This window comes from Avrilella dinanensis (genome assembly GCF_002807015.1).
Taxonomy (GTDB): domain Bacteria; phylum Bacteroidota; class Bacteroidia; order Flavobacteriales; family Flavobacteriaceae; genus Flavobacterium; species Flavobacterium dinanensis.
The window spans coordinates 404,627-420,951 of sequence record NZ_NIPO01000001.1 but is presented as its reverse complement, the minus strand read 5'-3'; the positions used below and the strand labels follow the sequence as shown (position 1 = coordinate 420,951).

Annotated in this window: 15 protein-coding genes; 10 read left to right on the top strand and 5 right to left on the bottom strand. The window is 38.4% G+C overall.

What is annotated here, in order from left to right; genetic code table 11:
* Positions 1-223 precede the first annotated feature (223 nt).
* The 4 genes from CDL10_RS01980 (at position 224) to aroC (ending at position 6,231) form a co-directional block, all read left to right on the top strand.
* Complete coding sequence (locus CDL10_RS01980) at positions 224-2,356, top strand: TonB-dependent receptor plug domain-containing protein (RefSeq protein WP_100676980.1); 2,133 nt, start codon at positions 224-226, stop codon at positions 2,354-2,356.
* A gap of 2 nt (positions 2,357-2,358) precedes the next feature.
* Complete coding sequence (locus CDL10_RS01975; protein WP_100676979.1) at positions 2,359-3,759, top strand: HmuY family protein; 1,401 nt, start codon at positions 2,359-2,361, stop codon at positions 3,757-3,759.
* Between the two features lie 9 nt (positions 3,760-3,768).
* A complete protein-coding gene (locus tag CDL10_RS01970; protein ID WP_100676978.1) occupies positions 3,769-5,013 on the top strand; it encodes a T9SS type A sorting domain-containing protein in 1,245 nt (414 codons plus the stop codon).
* A 174-nt stretch (positions 5,014-5,187) separates the two neighbouring features.
* Positions 5,188-6,231, top strand: coding sequence for a chorismate synthase (gene aroC / locus CDL10_RS01965; protein ID WP_100676977.1), 1,044 nt, complete (start codon positions 5,188-5,190; stop codon positions 6,229-6,231).
* 14 nt (positions 6,232-6,245) lie between these two features.
* On the opposite strand, the gene CDL10_RS01960 is transcribed toward aroC, so the two are convergent.
* Positions 6,246-6,911 (bottom strand): thiamine diphosphokinase, encoded by a 666-nt coding sequence (locus CDL10_RS01960; protein ID WP_100676976.1) that lies wholly within the window; start codon positions 6,909-6,911, stop codon positions 6,246-6,248.
* Between the two features lie 197 nt (positions 6,912-7,108).
* Here CDL10_RS01960 and CDL10_RS01955 point away from each other — a divergent pair, with 197 nt between their 5' ends.
* Positions 7,109-8,620 (top strand): catalase, encoded by a 1,512-nt coding sequence (locus CDL10_RS01955; protein ID WP_100676975.1) that lies wholly within the window; start codon positions 7,109-7,111, stop codon positions 8,618-8,620.
* Positions 8,621-8,691: 71 nt separating this feature from the next.
* Here CDL10_RS01955 and CDL10_RS01950 read toward each other — a convergent pair whose 3' ends face one another.
* Both CDL10_RS01950 and CDL10_RS01945 read right to left on the bottom strand, forming a co-directional pair.
* Positions 8,692-9,111, bottom strand: coding sequence for a nucleoside-diphosphate kinase (locus CDL10_RS01950; protein WP_100676974.1), 420 nt, complete (start codon positions 9,109-9,111; stop codon positions 8,692-8,694).
* An 80-nt stretch (positions 9,112-9,191) separates the two neighbouring features.
* Entirely contained in the window at positions 9,192-9,959 is a 768-nt protein-coding gene (locus CDL10_RS01945) for an ABC transporter ATP-binding protein (protein WP_100676973.1), read from the bottom strand.
* Between the two features lie 68 nt (positions 9,960-10,027).
* On the opposite strand from CDL10_RS01945, the gene CDL10_RS01940 reads away from it, so the two are divergent.
* Positions 10,028-10,591, top strand: a complete 564-nt coding sequence (locus tag CDL10_RS01940) for a DUF4142 domain-containing protein (protein ID WP_100676972.1) — start codon at positions 10,028-10,030, stop codon at positions 10,589-10,591.
* Here CDL10_RS01940 and CDL10_RS01935 read toward each other — a convergent pair whose 3' ends face one another.
* Complete coding sequence (locus tag CDL10_RS01935) at positions 10,592-11,281, bottom strand: SIR2 family NAD-dependent protein deacylase (RefSeq protein WP_100676971.1); 690 nt, start codon at positions 11,279-11,281, stop codon at positions 10,592-10,594.
* A 37-nt stretch (positions 11,282-11,318) separates the two neighbouring features.
* On the opposite strand from CDL10_RS01935, the gene CDL10_RS01930 reads away from it, so the two are divergent.
* A complete protein-coding gene (locus tag CDL10_RS01930) occupies positions 11,319-11,993 on the top strand; it encodes a TrmH family RNA methyltransferase (RefSeq protein ID WP_165773012.1) in 675 nt (224 codons plus the stop codon).
* Between the two features lie 51 nt (positions 11,994-12,044).
* On the opposite strand, the gene CDL10_RS01925 is transcribed toward CDL10_RS01930, so the two are convergent.
* Positions 12,045-12,905: an Omp28-related outer membrane protein gene (locus CDL10_RS01925; RefSeq protein WP_165772967.1), complete on the bottom strand. Its 861-nt coding sequence runs from the start codon at positions 12,903-12,905 to the stop codon at positions 12,045-12,047.
* A gap of 125 nt (positions 12,906-13,030) precedes the next feature.
* On the opposite strand from CDL10_RS01925, the gene CDL10_RS01920 reads away from it, so the two are divergent.
* Genes CDL10_RS01920 through serC form a run of 3 tightly spaced genes read left to right on the top strand, consistent with a single transcriptional unit; the run spans position 13,031 to position 16,279 of the window.
* Positions 13,031-13,519, top strand: a complete 489-nt coding sequence (locus CDL10_RS01920) for a TlpA family protein disulfide reductase (RefSeq protein WP_317045727.1) — start codon at positions 13,031-13,033, stop codon at positions 13,517-13,519.
* 3 nt (positions 13,520-13,522) lie between these two features.
* A complete protein-coding gene (locus tag CDL10_RS01915) occupies positions 13,523-15,181 on the top strand; it encodes a DUF6029 family protein (RefSeq protein WP_100676968.1) in 1,659 nt (552 codons plus the stop codon).
* Between the two features lie 30 nt (positions 15,182-15,211).
* Positions 15,212-16,279: a 3-phosphoserine/phosphohydroxythreonine transaminase gene (gene serC, locus CDL10_RS01910; protein WP_100676967.1), complete on the top strand. Its 1,068-nt coding sequence runs from the start codon at positions 15,212-15,214 to the stop codon at positions 16,277-16,279.
* Positions 16,280-16,325 lie beyond the last annotated feature (46 nt).

The following is a 16,325-nucleotide window of genomic DNA, read 5'->3' as shown; positions in this document are numbered from 1 at the left end:
ATAAACCGCTCCGAAAGGAGCGGTTTTTTTCTTATTAATTGCTTATTCGCGAATTTGCAGATAAACAAATAAGCAAATTAGCATATAAGCGGATTAGCGAATAAGCAAATAAACGAATGCCCCTTACATAACAATTTCATCAAAAAAATAATTTTTATTTATTCTAAATAATAAATAAATTATTATATATTTGCAGGGAATTTATTAAGAATAAATCTAAATAATGAATTTCTGTAAAACGATATACATCAGCTCACTCTTTGGTTTGGTAACGTTTACTGCACGTGCCCAACAAGATTCTCTGGCTGTTGACTTAGATGAAGAATTGGAAGAATTAGTCATTACCGGTCAATATAACCCTCAGGCGGTTAACAAATCTATTTATGAAGTACGCGTAATTTCCCGTGAACAAATTGACCGTTTGGCGGGTAACAACTTAGCCGATGTGCTTAACCGCAGCCTGAATATCAATGTGACGCCAAGTGCCGGAACGGGTAAATCCCGAATGGGAATGTTTGGTTTCTCTTCGTCTTATTTCAAAATATTAGTCGATAATATCCCGTTGGTTAATGATGAAGATTTCGGAAGTAATGCCGATTTAACTCAAATCAATCTAGACGATATCGAGCGCATCGAAATTGTTGAAGGAGCAATGGGCGTTGATTACGGAGCCAATGCCTCGGCAGGAATCGTTAACATCATTACCAAAAAAAGAATGCTGCACCGTTGGGAAATCACACCGATGATTCAAGAAGAAACCATTGGCGATGAATATAACTTTAATACCAAAGGGCGACATATTCAGGCATTAAAAGTGGCTCATCAGCTTACGGATAAAATCTATATAGACGTTTCTTATAACCGTAATGATTTCAAAGGTCATTTTGACGGCAGAAAAGGAGAAAAACATATGCTCGACGACGGTTTGCGAGGTTATGAATGGTTGCCGAAACTCACACAAAACCTCAAAGGATTGATGTCATACCGGGGCGATAACGTAGATGTGTTCTTCAAATCAGAATACTTTAACGAAAACTTGAGTCGCCACAGAGAGAAGGTTTTTGAAAATTATGACCCGAGAACCGGAACTTTTCAACCATATTCTAATGACGAAAGATATATTACCGAACGTTTCTTTAACCATTTGAATGCGTCGGGCATGGCAAAAGACTGGTTCAGATATGATATCTCATTATCCTATCAGGAGCAAACCCGAAACCTCGAGAAATACCGCTATTACATCAAAAAGGACGAAGAGGCAAATATGGAAAAAACGGAATACGAAAGCCGAAAAGTATGGTACTCTAAAGGAACGTTTTCCAATATCATCAAGCGGGATAATTTTGATTTTCAGGTAGGCTATGAAATCAGTAACATTAAAGGTTACACTTCTCCTTTGGCGAAAGAATTAGACAATATGGCGGTGGAACGAAATACCGGGAGTTATGATTTTTTCGGTTCCGCAGAATGGCAGCTTAGCCATAGATTTTCTTTGCGTCCGGGTTACCGTTTGATGTCTTCCAATTATTTTAGCCCGGCACACGCCTATAGCCTGAGTGCAAGATATGAATTGCCAAAAGGCTTTGAACTTCGGGCTGTGCTTGGAAATTCACCACGAATACCGAGTTTTGACGAAATGTTTACCGAACTCAGGGATGTTAATCACGACGTGAGTGGAAACCCTGATTTGAAACCTGAAAACGGACAATCTGTGTCTTTGCATCTTAAAAAGAATTACGACATAGAAGATGGTTGGATTACTAATCGTTTGTCTGCTGGTTATAAGAAAGTTAGTGATAAAATAGACTTGATTATTTTCAAAAATGAGGAAAACAGGCTGGCATACCGTTTTGAAAATTTTGATATGTTCAAGGTGCTTAATTTGACTTATGAAAGTAGCATTGTCTGGAAAAACTGGGATGCTAATTTAGGAATCACTTTTTACGGTAATTCAGTGACCTTACAAGACGAGGAAAAATCCGGAGATTATCTCTATAAAACTGATGTTACTGCCAATATCGGTTATACCATTCCGAAAAGCCAAACTACATTTTATTTGTCTTATAAGCTCAACGGTAGAGAACAGCAATATGCTGAAAGATTTGATGAAAATATGAGTCTTTATTACGAAAAAGGAGAAAGAGAAGCCTTTCAGTTATTGGATTTTACCGTCAGACAAAAATTATTAGACAATAGGTTGGAAATCACAGCCGGAGCCAAAAACATTTTGAATGTTGGTCAAGTACGCTCCAGTGTGGAGGCTGCGGGGGCTCACACAGATGCAGGAACGACTATTCTGCTCGGATATGGTCGCCATTATTTCATGAAAGTATTGTATAAATTTAAATTCGATTAACGATGAAATTAACAAAGATAACCGGAATATTAGCCCTTTTCCTATTAATCTTAGGCTGCGAAAAAGAGGAAACTTTCGAACAGGAGCCTTTTGTGGTGGCTTTTCTCGAACAGTCTGTTGATTATTCATCAATTCCGGACACCAAAAATATTGAATTGGTTTTCTCAGAAGTACCGGCAACCGACGGCTCGGTTACTATTGAAATTAATGCGTCTAATGCAGAATATGGTGTTGATTTTGAAACTCTTCCGGAGGCTAATAATTCGCAGTTTGAATTACCTTTTCACGCAGGTGAACAACAGTTGTCATTTGTTTTTAAAAATTTGATTTATCCGTTTGATCGGGAAAATAAAAATATAGAATTCCGTATTTCATCTATACAATATGACGGATATACCAGCATACAAGGGTATTCCAACTGTTTAATTTCTTTTGATACATCTTTGGGTGGAATTCTTGAGCCAAACACAGGCGGACCAAATGAACAAAATGCTGTTTTTGTTGATTTAAGTACCGGAACAATGGCAGAAGTGCAAAGAGATATGTGGGATTTAAGTTTTTATTGTGGAGAGGAAAACCGCGTTGCAATTAACGGTACAGTTTATATGGCAGCCGGAATCATTGATGAAACCAACCTGAATGCGGTAAACAGCCAAACAGTTGCCGATTACCAGCAAGAAGTAGCCATCGGAACTTTTGACCCGGCAAACGAGAACTTTATCGACGCACCAAACGGACATATTAATCAGACAGCTATTGCCGAAATTTCTGAAAATGATGAAGATAACAAAGTGTATCTCGTTAATATGGGCTATGAAGTAGGTACAAATCAACCGCCGGTGGGCAGTGTGGAAGTAGTAGGAGATAGTCGTGGTTGGAAGAAAATCAGAATATTGAAAAAACCTCAGGGATATTTATTACAGTATGCCGACTTGGACGATACTTCTTTTCAGGAAGTTGAAATAACAAAAAGTCCGGAATATAATTTTGTACATTATAGTATGGTAACACATCAGGAAGTGAGTGTTGAACCTAAAAAAGACCAGTGGGATATTGCTTTTACAGTATATACTAATATCAACGAAGGAGCAGGTTCTTATGGTTTCTCAGATTTTGTGATTCACAACCTGAAAGCCGGCGTTCAGGCTTATGCTTTGAGCGGTAACGGAGATTTAAACTATCAGAATTTTCAGTTAGCCAATGTTGATGACAGCCAGTTCGTGAACGACCAGCGTGTGATTGGAGCCAGCTGGCGAGATGTCCTTTCAGGTGCCATGTTTGACACAATGTATTATATCCTCAAGGATTTAGACGGAAATTATTATAAAATAAAAATGTTAGCCTTTAAAAAAGACAGCGGAGAAAGAGGTTACCCTAAATTTGAGTATCAACTTTTAAATTAATTATATATCATGAGAAAATCAATACTTTCTTTAGCATCGCTAATGATGCTATCAGCAACAGTCTCAGCCCAGCAGGTTGAGGGAGAGGTAACTATGGGAGCGAATTATGTTAATAACGTATTCTACAACCTCGAAACACAAGATGAACATGTTGTTGCCAACAACGTTTGGGATTTGGCTTTTTACAGAGATAATGCCATGGACACGGGAATCAAAATTAATGAGGCAAAAGGTTGGGCTTTATATGAAGCCGGTCAGATTACTGATTACGCAACTATTGACGTTGCTGATGCAGCCAGTTGGTCACAACTTTTTAACCCTTCAACAGATTATACCAAAGGGGCTTTCGACCAAGGTTCGGCAGATTATGGTTGGGGAAATTACGAGCCTAATCATCACGTTTCCGGTGCAGTAGCTTTTGTAATGAAAAAAGGTGCTGAAGGAGAAGAAGAATATGTTAAAATTAAAGTAGAAGACTATTTCGGAGCTTATACATTCACTTATGCTGAATGGAACGGAACTACATGGGGTGAAGATGTGGAAGAAGTTGTAGAAAATGGAAGTGCCGACAGTTACTTCAATTTTTACGCATTTGACACACAAGATGTAGTAGCTGTTGAACCAAGTAAAGCAGAGTGGGATTTGTTGTTTACCAAATATACAGATACTTATGTTCATGGAGAGATGACAACACCAAACCAAGTTGTTACAGGAGTGTTGTCTAATCCAAACATAAAAATAGCTAAAACTACCGAAGCCGAAGCTAACGTTGCAGATTTGTCAGGAGATATGAACGTAATCGGAGCGGCCGACTGGAAATACCTTGATGGTTGGTCTTGGGCAGTAGATTCAGACATTAATTATTTCATCAAAAGAAATAATGCAGATGTAGTATATAAAGTTAATTTCACAGAGTTTGAAGGTCAAAGCACCGGTGTGGTTCGTTTTATGATTGACAACGAAGCAACATTATCTGTAGAGCAGGTAGCAGAAGGCGTTTCTTTCAACGTGTATCCGAACCCGACTACAGATAAAAGAGTTCAGGTTGTTTATGATATTACAGCAACCAACGCTGCACAAAATGAGATTACAATCTATGCGTTGAATGGGGCAGTAGTATATAGAGCCGGAGCAGAATCTCAAACCGGATTTTACACCCAAACATTGGATTTAAGACAATTGACAGCTGGAGTTTATATTCTTGAATTCAAATCAGGAAATCAAGCCAGCACTAAGAAAATAGTTCTGAAATAGGACTATCGTTTGTTTAGTAGTATTTTTGTTGTGAAAGCCTCCCGATAGCTCGGGAGGTTTTTTTTGTGAATTTTTTATAACCTTTTTACAGACCAGTGAAAAACTAATATGGTTGAACAATATTTTAAACTAACATTATAAACCTTATCTTTGTCTAAAGAAATCAGCAAACTTATGTCCGGAAATACTTTTGGTAAAAAATTTTCCCTGACCACTTTCGGGGAATCTCACGGGGAGGCAATCGGAGGTATCATTGACGGTTGTCCGTCAAATATCGAGTTGGATTTGAACGAGATACAGCACGAGCTAAATCGCCGTAAACCCGGACAATCCAATATTGTTACCCAACGGAAAGAATCAGATACCGTACAATTTTTATCCGGAATTTTTGAAGGCAAAACCACCGGAACGCCTATCGGTTTTATCATTCCGAATGAAAATCAAAAATCTAAAGATTATGGACATTTAGCTGACCATTTCCGCCCAAGTCATGCCGACTATACTTATCAGAAAAAATACGGCATAAGAGATTATCGGGGAGGAGGTAGGAGCTCGGCTCGCGAAACCGCTTGCAGGGTGGTTGCCGGAGCTATTGCCAAGCAAATTATTCAGCCGATCAAGATTACAGCATTTGTGTCATCTATCGGAAATATTTCGTTGAAAAAGACTTATAAAGAATTGGATTTTAACCAGATAGAAACCAATGCCGTGCGTTGTCCGGATGCTGAATTTGCCGTTCAAATGGAAGAATTGATTAAAACGACACGAAAACAAGGAGATACATTAGGGGGTATTATTACCTGTGTAGTACAAAACGTTCCGGCGGGACTGGGAAATCCTGTCTTTGACCGTCTGGAAGCCGATTTGGCAAAAGCCATGCTGTCAATTAATGCAACCAAAGGTTTTGAAATTGGTAGCGGATTTTCCGGTACGCAGATGAAAGGCAGTCAGCACAACGATTATTTTAATCCGGACGGAAGTACAAAAACAAATTTTTCCGGCGGTGTGCAAGGCGGTATTTCCAATGGTATGGATATTTATTTTAATGTCGCATTTAAACCGGTTGCCACATTGATGCAACCACAGGAAATGTTGTCGGAATCAGGTGAAATAATCACCGTTGATGGCAAAGGAAGGCACGATGTGTGCGTGGTGCCGAGAGCCGTCCCGATTGTTGAGGCTATGACGGCTTTGGTGCTGGCAGATTTTATACTTTAATAGCTTTAAAAATCTCAATCAAAACATTCCATTAATAATAAATCACCTTCCCGATAGCTGATTTCTACCATTCCGTCGGTGGCTACTTCATTGCTTGAACCGCTTCGGTAACCCAATGTCAAAGATTCGTCATGAAGTGAATAAACCAGATTTTTTGTGGTAATTCCGGAAACCGTACCAATAGGAATCAGTGAAATGGGTGTACCTTCCGGATACCATTTTTTGAAAATCGCCGGGCATAAAAACACTTTGGAATAATCATCAAGCAAAACTACCCGAAGTTTATTTTTGACCTGTACCATATTGGTCAGGTTGCTGAATGTGTGGTCGGTTCTTCTACCGGTTGCCCAAACCACGTTTACAGCCGGAAAATTATGGTCAATCAGGTATTGGTAAGCTTTGTCTAAATCAGTCGAATCCTGGTCATCAACTTTAATAACCTTTATTGGCGGATATTGCATATTTTCATACTTTTTATGGTCGAAATCACGGTCAAAATCACCAATTAAAACATCAATTTTAATTCCCAGTTCCAAAACACGCTCAACAGCACTATCCAAAACCACAATGTGAGGCGACCATTCCAGCAACTGATTGAGCAAATCCATGCTGCAGGCTTCGCCATTAGCAATAATTAAGGCAGGTTCCTGGTCGTCCCGAACAATATGATGTGATGACATAAAAAGGTATTGTTTGCCATCAAAATTAATAAAAACAACTAACTAATTAAGTAATTTTGGTTGATAAAATGCTAAAAAAATCTTATATTTATGGGTTCAGAGTAGTTATTTATTGCTGTATAAATAATATCTATTGAAGAAAGAATAATGATACTTAAAAACTATATAAATTTGACAAACCTTAAAATATAAAAAAGATGGAAGAAAAAAAATCAAAACTTACCAGACAAACAGGAGCTCCGGTTCCTGATAATCAAAATGTACAAACAGCAGGACCGAATGGACCTATGCTGATGCAGGATTTTTGGTTTTTGGAAAAAATGGCAAACTTCGATAGGGAAGTAATTCCGGAAAGAAGAATGCACGCAAAAGGTTCGGGGGCTTTCGGAACTTTTACCGTAACCCACGATATTACGCCATATACCAAAGCGGAAATTTTTAACGAAATCGGGAAGAAAACTGAAATGTTTGCTCGTTTTTCTACCGTTGCGGGAGAAAGAGGGGCTGCCGATGCCGAAAGGGATATTCGTGGTTTTGCCTTAAAATTTTATACCAATGAGGGAATCTGGGATTTGGTTGGAAATAATACACCTGTTTTCTTTTTCCGCGACCCGATGAAATTTCCCGACCTGAATCACGCAGTTAAACGCGATCCGAGAACCAATATGCGAAGTGCTAACAATAACTGGGATTTCTGGACGCTTTTGCCTGAAGCATTGCATCAAATTACAATTGTTATGAGTGACCGTGGTATTCCGAAAGGTTACCGGCACATGCACGGATTCGGAAGTCATACGTATAGTTTTATCAACAATGAAAATGTACGTCATTGGGTAAAATTTCATTTTGTGTCTCAACAAGGAATCGAAAATCTTTCTGATGAAGAAGCGGCAAAAGTAGTAGGACAAGACAGAGAGTCTTCTCAACGTGATTTATACGACGCGATTGAAAGAGGAGATTTTCCTAAATGGAAAATGTTCGTGCAGATTATGACCGAAGAACAAGCGAAAACCTATCGCTTTCACCCATTTGATTTGACAAAAGTATGGTCGAAAAAAGATTTTCCGTTAATTCCGGTAGGCGAATTTGAGCTCAACAGAAATCCGGATAATTATTTTCAGGACGTGGAACAAGCGGCATTCAATCCGACAAATATTGTTCCGGGAATTGGTTTCTCGCCAGATAAAATGTTGCAGGGAAGATTGTTCTCTTATGGCGATGCACAACGCTACCGATTGGGAGTGAATCACTATCAGATTCCGGTAAACAAACCAAAATGTCCGTATCACGCTTATCACAGAGATGGAGCAATGCGCGTGGACGGAAACTATGGTTCGGCGATTCACTATGAACCAAATAGTTTTGGAGAATGGCAGGAAAACCCATCGGCAAAAGAACCGCCGTTGGAAATGGAAGGAACGGCTTACGCTCACAATTTCAGAGATTATGACGAGGATTACTATACACAACCGGGCGATTTATTCCGAATTATCAAAGCGGACGGAAAAGCCGATTTGTTATTCCAAAATACTGCGGCTCAGGTAGGTGGTGCCGAGAAATTTATTCAGATACGGCATATCCGGAATTGTTACAAAGCCGATCCTGAATACGGTACAGGAGTGGCTAATGCTTTGGGCTTGACGATGGAAGAAGTCGATAATTTTGATATGACGCCTTACGACCGTTATGCGCCAAAACCGGGGAAGTAGTAATTTAATAAAAATAAAAAAAAGCCTGTAAATTGAATTTTACAGGCTTCTTAGTTCAAAATAGGAAATAATTAAAACTGTTCTCTTCCTGCAAAGTGGAAAGCAGCTTCAATTTCAGCATTTTCGTCTGAATCAGAACCATGAACAGCATTCTCTCCGATTGATTTTGCATATTTTTTTCTGATTGTTCCTTCAGCTGCTTCCGCTGGATTGGTTGCACCAATCAACGTACGGAAATCTTCTACAGCATTGTCTTTCTCCAGGATAGCGGCAACAATCGGTCCTCTTGACATGAATTCAACCAATTCTCCATAGAAAGGACGTTCGGCGTGAACGGCGTAGAATTTCTGTGCATCAGCAACCGTTAGTTGTGTTAATTTCATTGCCACGATTCTGAAACCACCTTCAGTAATCATATTTAAAATCCCGCCAATGTGACCTGCTTCAACAGCATCAGGCTTAATCATCGTAAATGTTCTGTTTCCTGCCATTTTAATTTGTTTAAATTTTTTGCAAAATTACTGCTTTTTGCTAAAACTTACGCATAATTATCACATTTAATTTTGATGATTCATTTCACAACAAATCTTTTATTTTGTTCATCAAATTGGATTTCGCTTGTATCAAAAAAGGAATCAAAAACTTTTTCCTGCATCAGTTTTTCTGCTGTATTATGAAAAACCTGACTCGCGGTAAGTACAATCAGTTCATCACTGAGTTGTATGGCTAAATCTAAATCGTGGGTGGAATAAATGATTGTTTTTCCTAATTCAGTAAATTTTTTTACCAGTTTCTGGAATTGGATTTTATTGTAAAAATCCAAATGTGTCGTTGGCTCGTCCATTAATATGAGCGGCGTGTCTTGGGCAATCGCTCTGGCAATAAAAACTTTCTGTTTTTGTCCGTCACTCAGTTCGTTAATATTTTTGTCTGCCCAATTCCGGATTCCGGTTACTTCCATGGCACTCCGGATTTTTTCTTCATCTTCTTTGTTCAATGCACCCAGCCAGTTGGTGTATGGCTGCCTGCCCAAACTGACCAATTCTTTGATAGTAATATTTTGGTAAACGGCGGTTTCCGTCAAAACTACAGCACAGATTTTTGCCCAATCGACCGGAGTAAATGCTGTTGTATTCTGGTTTTCGATTTTGAAATTTCCTGAAACAGGAGGGAGCAAACCGGAAAATGTTTTAAGCAAAGTCGATTTTCCGATACCGTTTGTGCCGACCAGAGCAATGAGTTTTCCATAACCAATTTGCAGATTAATATTACTCAGAATAGGCGAATAATCGTTGTTTTTTTTATATCCTATGGTTAGATTATTTGTTTCGATTAACATTTTTTGATGAAATAATTTGTGATATAAGATAATTTTATTATTTTTAACAAAACATTAAAACCAATATTATGAACAAATTAACTTGTAACGCAGGGTTCTTCTTAGCTTTGGTGTTTGTTGCATCTTCATTTTTATCTTCCTGTAAAGATAATCATTCTGAAAAAAAGGAAACGGTTTTAGCTGAAACTTCATCAGATTTTTCTCCGAAAGACGTGGAATTATTTATTTACCTCTACCAATTTACCAATTTTGATGCGAAAGCATTGCAGGTATGGACAGAAAAATCAGAAGACGATAGGCTGAAAACCTATGCACAAAAACAGTTGGAAATCACGCAAAAAAACAAAGCCCGATTGGAGGCAGTTGCTTCCGAAAACGGAATCAAGTTGCCTGCTGAATTTTCGCCGGAATATGAACGCGAAATCTACAAATATTCTACCGGAGGTCGGGGTGAATATGACAAGGTTTTTATCCGTAACTATTTAAGTGTGTGTGAGAAATTCAACGATTCGGTAAATAACATCATACTTCATTACCCAAATGAAGACATCAAACAACTGTCACAAGCGTCTTATAGCGATATGAGTGCCAGGATAATGGAAATAATTGAGATGAATAAAAAAGATTTGTAACTAAATAGACGAAATTAGTCTTTTGAATAATTTTTCCATTCCGGTAGTGGCTTTTTCAGCAATAGTTTCCACCGATATGGTCGTGAGGTGTATGTAGGCTGGTTTTGGGTCAATATAAAAAATATTTTCGGCTTTGGTTGCGTATTGTATCAACCCGGCTGCGGGATAAACCTGCATTGATGTTCCGATAACAATCACAATATCTGCCTGGCTGATGAGGTCTGTGGCACGGTCAAATTCCGGAACGGTTTCACCGAACCAAACGATGTGCGGACGCATCAAATAACCGTCCGGGCAAAGGTTATTCATATTGATATCTGAATGCCATTCGACAACATAATTTTCATTTTTACTGCTTCTGGCTTTTAGCAACTCGCCATGCAGATGCAGTACGTTTTTGTTTCCGGCTCTTTCGTGCAAATCGTCCACATTTTGCGTAATAATGTTGATAGGATAATATTGCTCCAAATCAGCAAGTAATTGGTGTGCCAAATTGGGTTGTACTTCCAATAACTGACGACGGCGAAGATTATAAAAATTCAAAACCAATTCCGGATTTTTGGTAAAGCCTTCCGGACTGGCGACTTCCGTAATATCGTGTCCTTCCCATAATCCATCGGCATCTCTGAATGTTTTTATACCACTTTCGGCACTGATACCAGCTCCTGACAAAACGACTATTTTTTTCATATTAACCGGACTTTGTATCTTTGGCATTATTTTTAAAATTATGATATATAATAATATGTTCCAAGATACGGAATATCTGGCTTATCTGGAAACTTTTTTGACGGCTAACCGAAAGGAGCGTTTTCTGGAAGTTTTGCAAAACCGAACGAGACATTTTACCATCGCGGTTGAAGATGTTTATCAGTTACATAATACCAGTGCGGTAATGCGTAGCTGCGAGGTTTTCGGTATTCAGGATTTACACGTTATCGAAGAGCGATTTGGTAAGAGAATAGATAAAGAAATAGCGATGGGAGCAGAAAAATGGGTAGATATTCATCGCTATCAGAACAATATTTCATGTATAGAGAAACTAAGGGAACAAGGTTTTCAGATTGTGGCAACTTCGCCACACATACAAGCCGGTTTTTTAGCAGATTTTGATATTACAAAACCGTCGGCTATCTTTTTTGGTACAGAAAAAACAGGGCTTTCGGAAGATATTTTGCAACAGGCAGATGCTTATATTAAAATACCAATGGTCGGATTTACCGAGAGTTTGAATATATCTGTTTCGGCAGCAATCGTGATTCAGGATATTACAGAAAGGTTGAGAAAATCAGGAATTAACTGGCAGTTGACAGAAAACGAAATTCTGGAAAAACGGATTGATTGGAGTCGGAAATCAATTAAAGATATTGATTTTATTACTGGGCGGTTTTATAATCAATAAAAAAGCTGTTTCTTCATTGTGAAGAAACAGCTTTTTTACTAAAAATTATTTTTATTCAAACGTGTTAAAAGTAACATTCAGCCTTCCTGAATTAAAAATTTGTCCGGCTTTGGTTTCGTTAGCAGGAATTGTTGTTCCCAGTACGTCTGTACCCACTATTCCTTTTGCAACGGCATTGTGAACGAAATCTTCTATTTCGCTTCCTCCGCCATAGAATGGTGTGCTGTTTTTCTGAGCGTATTCCAAGCCGTCTTCAACAATATAAACGATATATTTCAACTCTTCATTATAATCCTGATTAAACTTAAAAGATACATTTACGGTTCCTGTTCCTTCGGTTACATCTAAATCAGAATCAATTCTGATTCCGACAGGCGAAGATTCCTGTACCAAATCAAGAGCTTGTTGTACATCGTATGCCTGTCCGTCTCTTTTCCACATTTCCTGGCGGTTTAGCGGCGAAAAAGGGTAAGAGGCAAATTCAGGAGTTGGGTGCACTTTATCGGCTAATATCCCGTGTAATTGCTTTTCATAAGGTTTAAAAACAAAAGGGTCGCTACCTCCGTCATCATTGTGTAAAGCAACGGCTATAAATTTATCGTGATGCTCAGGTTCTAATTCTTCCTCAATCGTGTGAGTAACACGTGGGCAGTTCACACACCAGGCTCCTGTGAAATCTTCGATTAAAACACGGTGTTTGAAATTTTCACCAACCATTTCATAATCTTGCTCAACACCTGCCTCCGCTTGCTGTACGTTAATAACACTGCCCTCACCGTCGAAAACGGCTACAACTACCCGGGTAACCCTGTTTTCACCACCGATAGAAACGACAGAGTCATCTACCAGTTCATTACAGGAAGATAATAACGAAACCAAAGTTATTGATGCCAGTAAAAAAGTTTTTTTCATAATTTTAAAGCTATATTTGCTGTTCATAAATTTAATTCGACTAATTTATTATTTAATTTTTGAACTGAAAAATATTTTTTTTGAAATAAACTTCATAAGTTTGTTAAACTAAAATTAAAGAAATTATGATGAGAGTATTATCAATTATTGCATTTGTGTGTTTCAGTCTGTCTGTTTCGGCACAGAGTAAGTTACCGAATGTAACGTTGAAAGACCTTAAAGGAAAGTCTGTAAACATCGCACAATATGGAAAATCAGACAAGCCGGTTATCGTGAGTTTTTGGGCGACATGGTGTGGACCTTGTTTAAAAGAACTGGAAGCCATCAATAAAGTTTATGACAAATGGCAAAAAGAAACAGGCGTTGAGTTGGTGGCTGTTTCAATCGACGATTCAAGAACCCGCTCAAGAGTAAAACCGTTGGTTAACGGGAAAGCGTGGGATTACACCGTTTTATTAGATGAAAATCAGGAATTGAAAAGAGCAATGAATGTTATCAATCCACCTTATACAGTAGTTGTATATAAAGGTCAGATTGTTTATTCACATACCGGATACACACCAGGAACGGAAAACGAATTGTATAAAGAGTTAAAAAAAGCTATTGGAAAGTAAGCAATGAAAAATTACAATAAGTTTCTGATAGTCGCTTTATCTTTGATGGGATATACAGCGGCAGCCCAGATTAACGTAGGGATAGAATCCAATTCTCAATATTACATAGAGGATGCTCAGATAAAAATAAAAGACCAGGAAACGAAAGACAACCCGTTTCGTTCCAATAATTATGTAAAGATTGATTACTTCAAAGGAAAATTTGAAGCCGGTTTGCAAATGGAAGGCTATTTGCCGTATGCCATTCTTAATTATTCTCCAAATCTTGAAGGTGTCAATGTTGGTACCGTTTACGCCAGATATAATGATTATGAAAATGGTATCGATGTAACAGTCGGTCATTTTTATGAGCAGTTTGGTAGCGGATTGGTTCTACGTTCGTGGGAAGACAGAGCTTTGGGAATCAATAATGCTATTTTTGGTGGTCGCGTAAAATACAGCCCGCATTCTTCCACACAAATTACTTTGTTGGGCGGAAAGCAACGTATCGGTATGGGATTTGACCTGTCAGACGGAATGATTTACGGGGCTGATACTGAGGTTGATTTAGCCAATCTTATGGACAAAGATTATTCGTTGAAATTCGGTGCAAGTTTCGTCGGACGTCATCAGGAGCTGGACAATTACCCCGAAGTTGAACCCAACACCAACATGTTATCAACCCGTTTGGAATATGCCGGCGATAAATTCCTGATAGGAGGGGAGTATGTCTATAAAACTGAAGATATTGTTTCCACGCCAGAAGGATTGTATCCGCAATATAAAAAAGGCGGAAATGCCATTTTGTTGAATTTAGGTTATAACACATCTGGGTTTGGTGTAAATATCAATTTACGTCGAATGGAAAACATGGATTTTTATTCCGAACGACAGCTACAAGGAAATACATTCAATTACGGAATGATTAACTATGTACCCGCATTGACAAAACAATATGATTTTGCTTTACAAAACATTTATGTTTACCAGGCTCAAGGAAAATATGATATATTCAATTTGCAGAAATTAGGTGAGATAGGCGGACAGTTTGATGTTTTCTATGAAGCGAAAGAAGGTACATTTTTTGGCGGTAAATATGGAGCTAATTTCATTTTGAACGGTTCCTATTGGGCAGGTTTGGAAGCAGAAGAGCAAGACGACCGAAGTCTTAAATCAACAGGTTTCTTTAACGACGGACAGAAATATTATTCTGATTTAGGTTTGGAATACCGCAGAAAATGGTCTGAGCGTTTTACTTCCATTTTTATGTATGTTAACCAATATTACAATCAAGGTTATCTCGAAGAAAAAAATAACGGATTTGTAAAAGCAAATACTGCTGCGGTTGAAGGATTATATTTTCTTAAACCGACCAGTTCTATTCGGTTAGAACTGCAACATCAGTGGGCAGATGCCTATCACAAGAACTGGGCAGGTGCTACTCTGGAATATGCACCCAACAGCAACTGGTCGTTTTTTGCCTTTGATATTTACAACTACGGAAACGATAAGAACAGTAAGCGAATTCATTATTTTACTTACGGACTCAGCTACACTAAAGGTCGTACCCGAGTAGCGGGAAGTTATGGTCGTCAGCGAGGCGGATTGATATGCGTCGGTGGAGTTTGTAGAGAAGTTCCTGAGGCTAATGGATTTACCTTAAATATCACAACCAATTTTTAAAATCAAATCGGCCTCCAGGTCGATTTTTTTATGATGAAAAAATATAATTTTTGTGCAGGTCCGGCTCCTCTTAGCCCGGAAGTTTATCAAAAGGCTGCCGAAGCATTGGAAAACTTCAATGATACCGGTTTGTCTATTTTGGAAATCTCACACCGTAGTGATGCTTTTTTATCCATTTTAGCAGATTGTAACAAATGGGTGCTCGAACTGCTCTCGCTTGAAAATAAAGGTTACCAGGTGCTTTTTCTGCAAGGAAGTGCCAGTATGGAATTTGCTCGGGTACCTTTGAATCTTCTGAAAACCCAGGCAGGATATATAGACACCGGAGTATGGGCTCAAAAGGCAATTAATGAAGCCCGGAAAGTAGGTCAGGTAAAAATTGTAGCCTCAAGTGAAGATAAAAATTACAGTTATATTCCTCAAGGGTATCATTTGCCGGAACAAATAGATTATCTGCATTGTACTAGCAACAATACGATCTACGGCACACAAATGAATAATTTTCCTGACACGAATGCACCTTTGGTTTGCGATATGAGTTCCGATATCTTTTCCCGAAAGCTCGATTTCAGTCAGTTTGGATTGATTTATGCCGGAGCTCAGAAGAATATCAGCACTTCGGGGTTGTCGGTAGTGATTATTCATGAAAGTTTGTTGTCTGAAAACGTTAATATTCCTAATGTTCTTAGCTATAAACAGCATTTTCAGCACAATGGCTTGTATCACACTCCGCCGGTTTTTGCTGTATATCTTACATGGCTGAATCTGCAATGGTTAATACAGCAGGGCGGAGTAGAGGCAATGGAAAAAATTAACAGACAAAAAGCAGCCATGCTTTATCAGGAAATTGACAATAATTATCTGTTTTTTGGTACGGCTCAAAAGCAAGACCGCTCTTTAATGAATGTATGTTTTCGTTTAGTAGATGAAAATCTATCAACTCAGTTTGACCGGTTTATTGAAAGCAAAAACATTACCGGAATTCAAGGGCATCGTTATGTTGGTGGTTATCGAGTATCACTCTATAATGCAGTTACCTTATCTGATGTGGAATATTTGATAACGTGTTTGAAAGAATTTGCAACAGAGCAAAGTTAAATTCTAAAGAAAAACACCCCCGGAAGAATTTCTTTCGGGGGTGTTT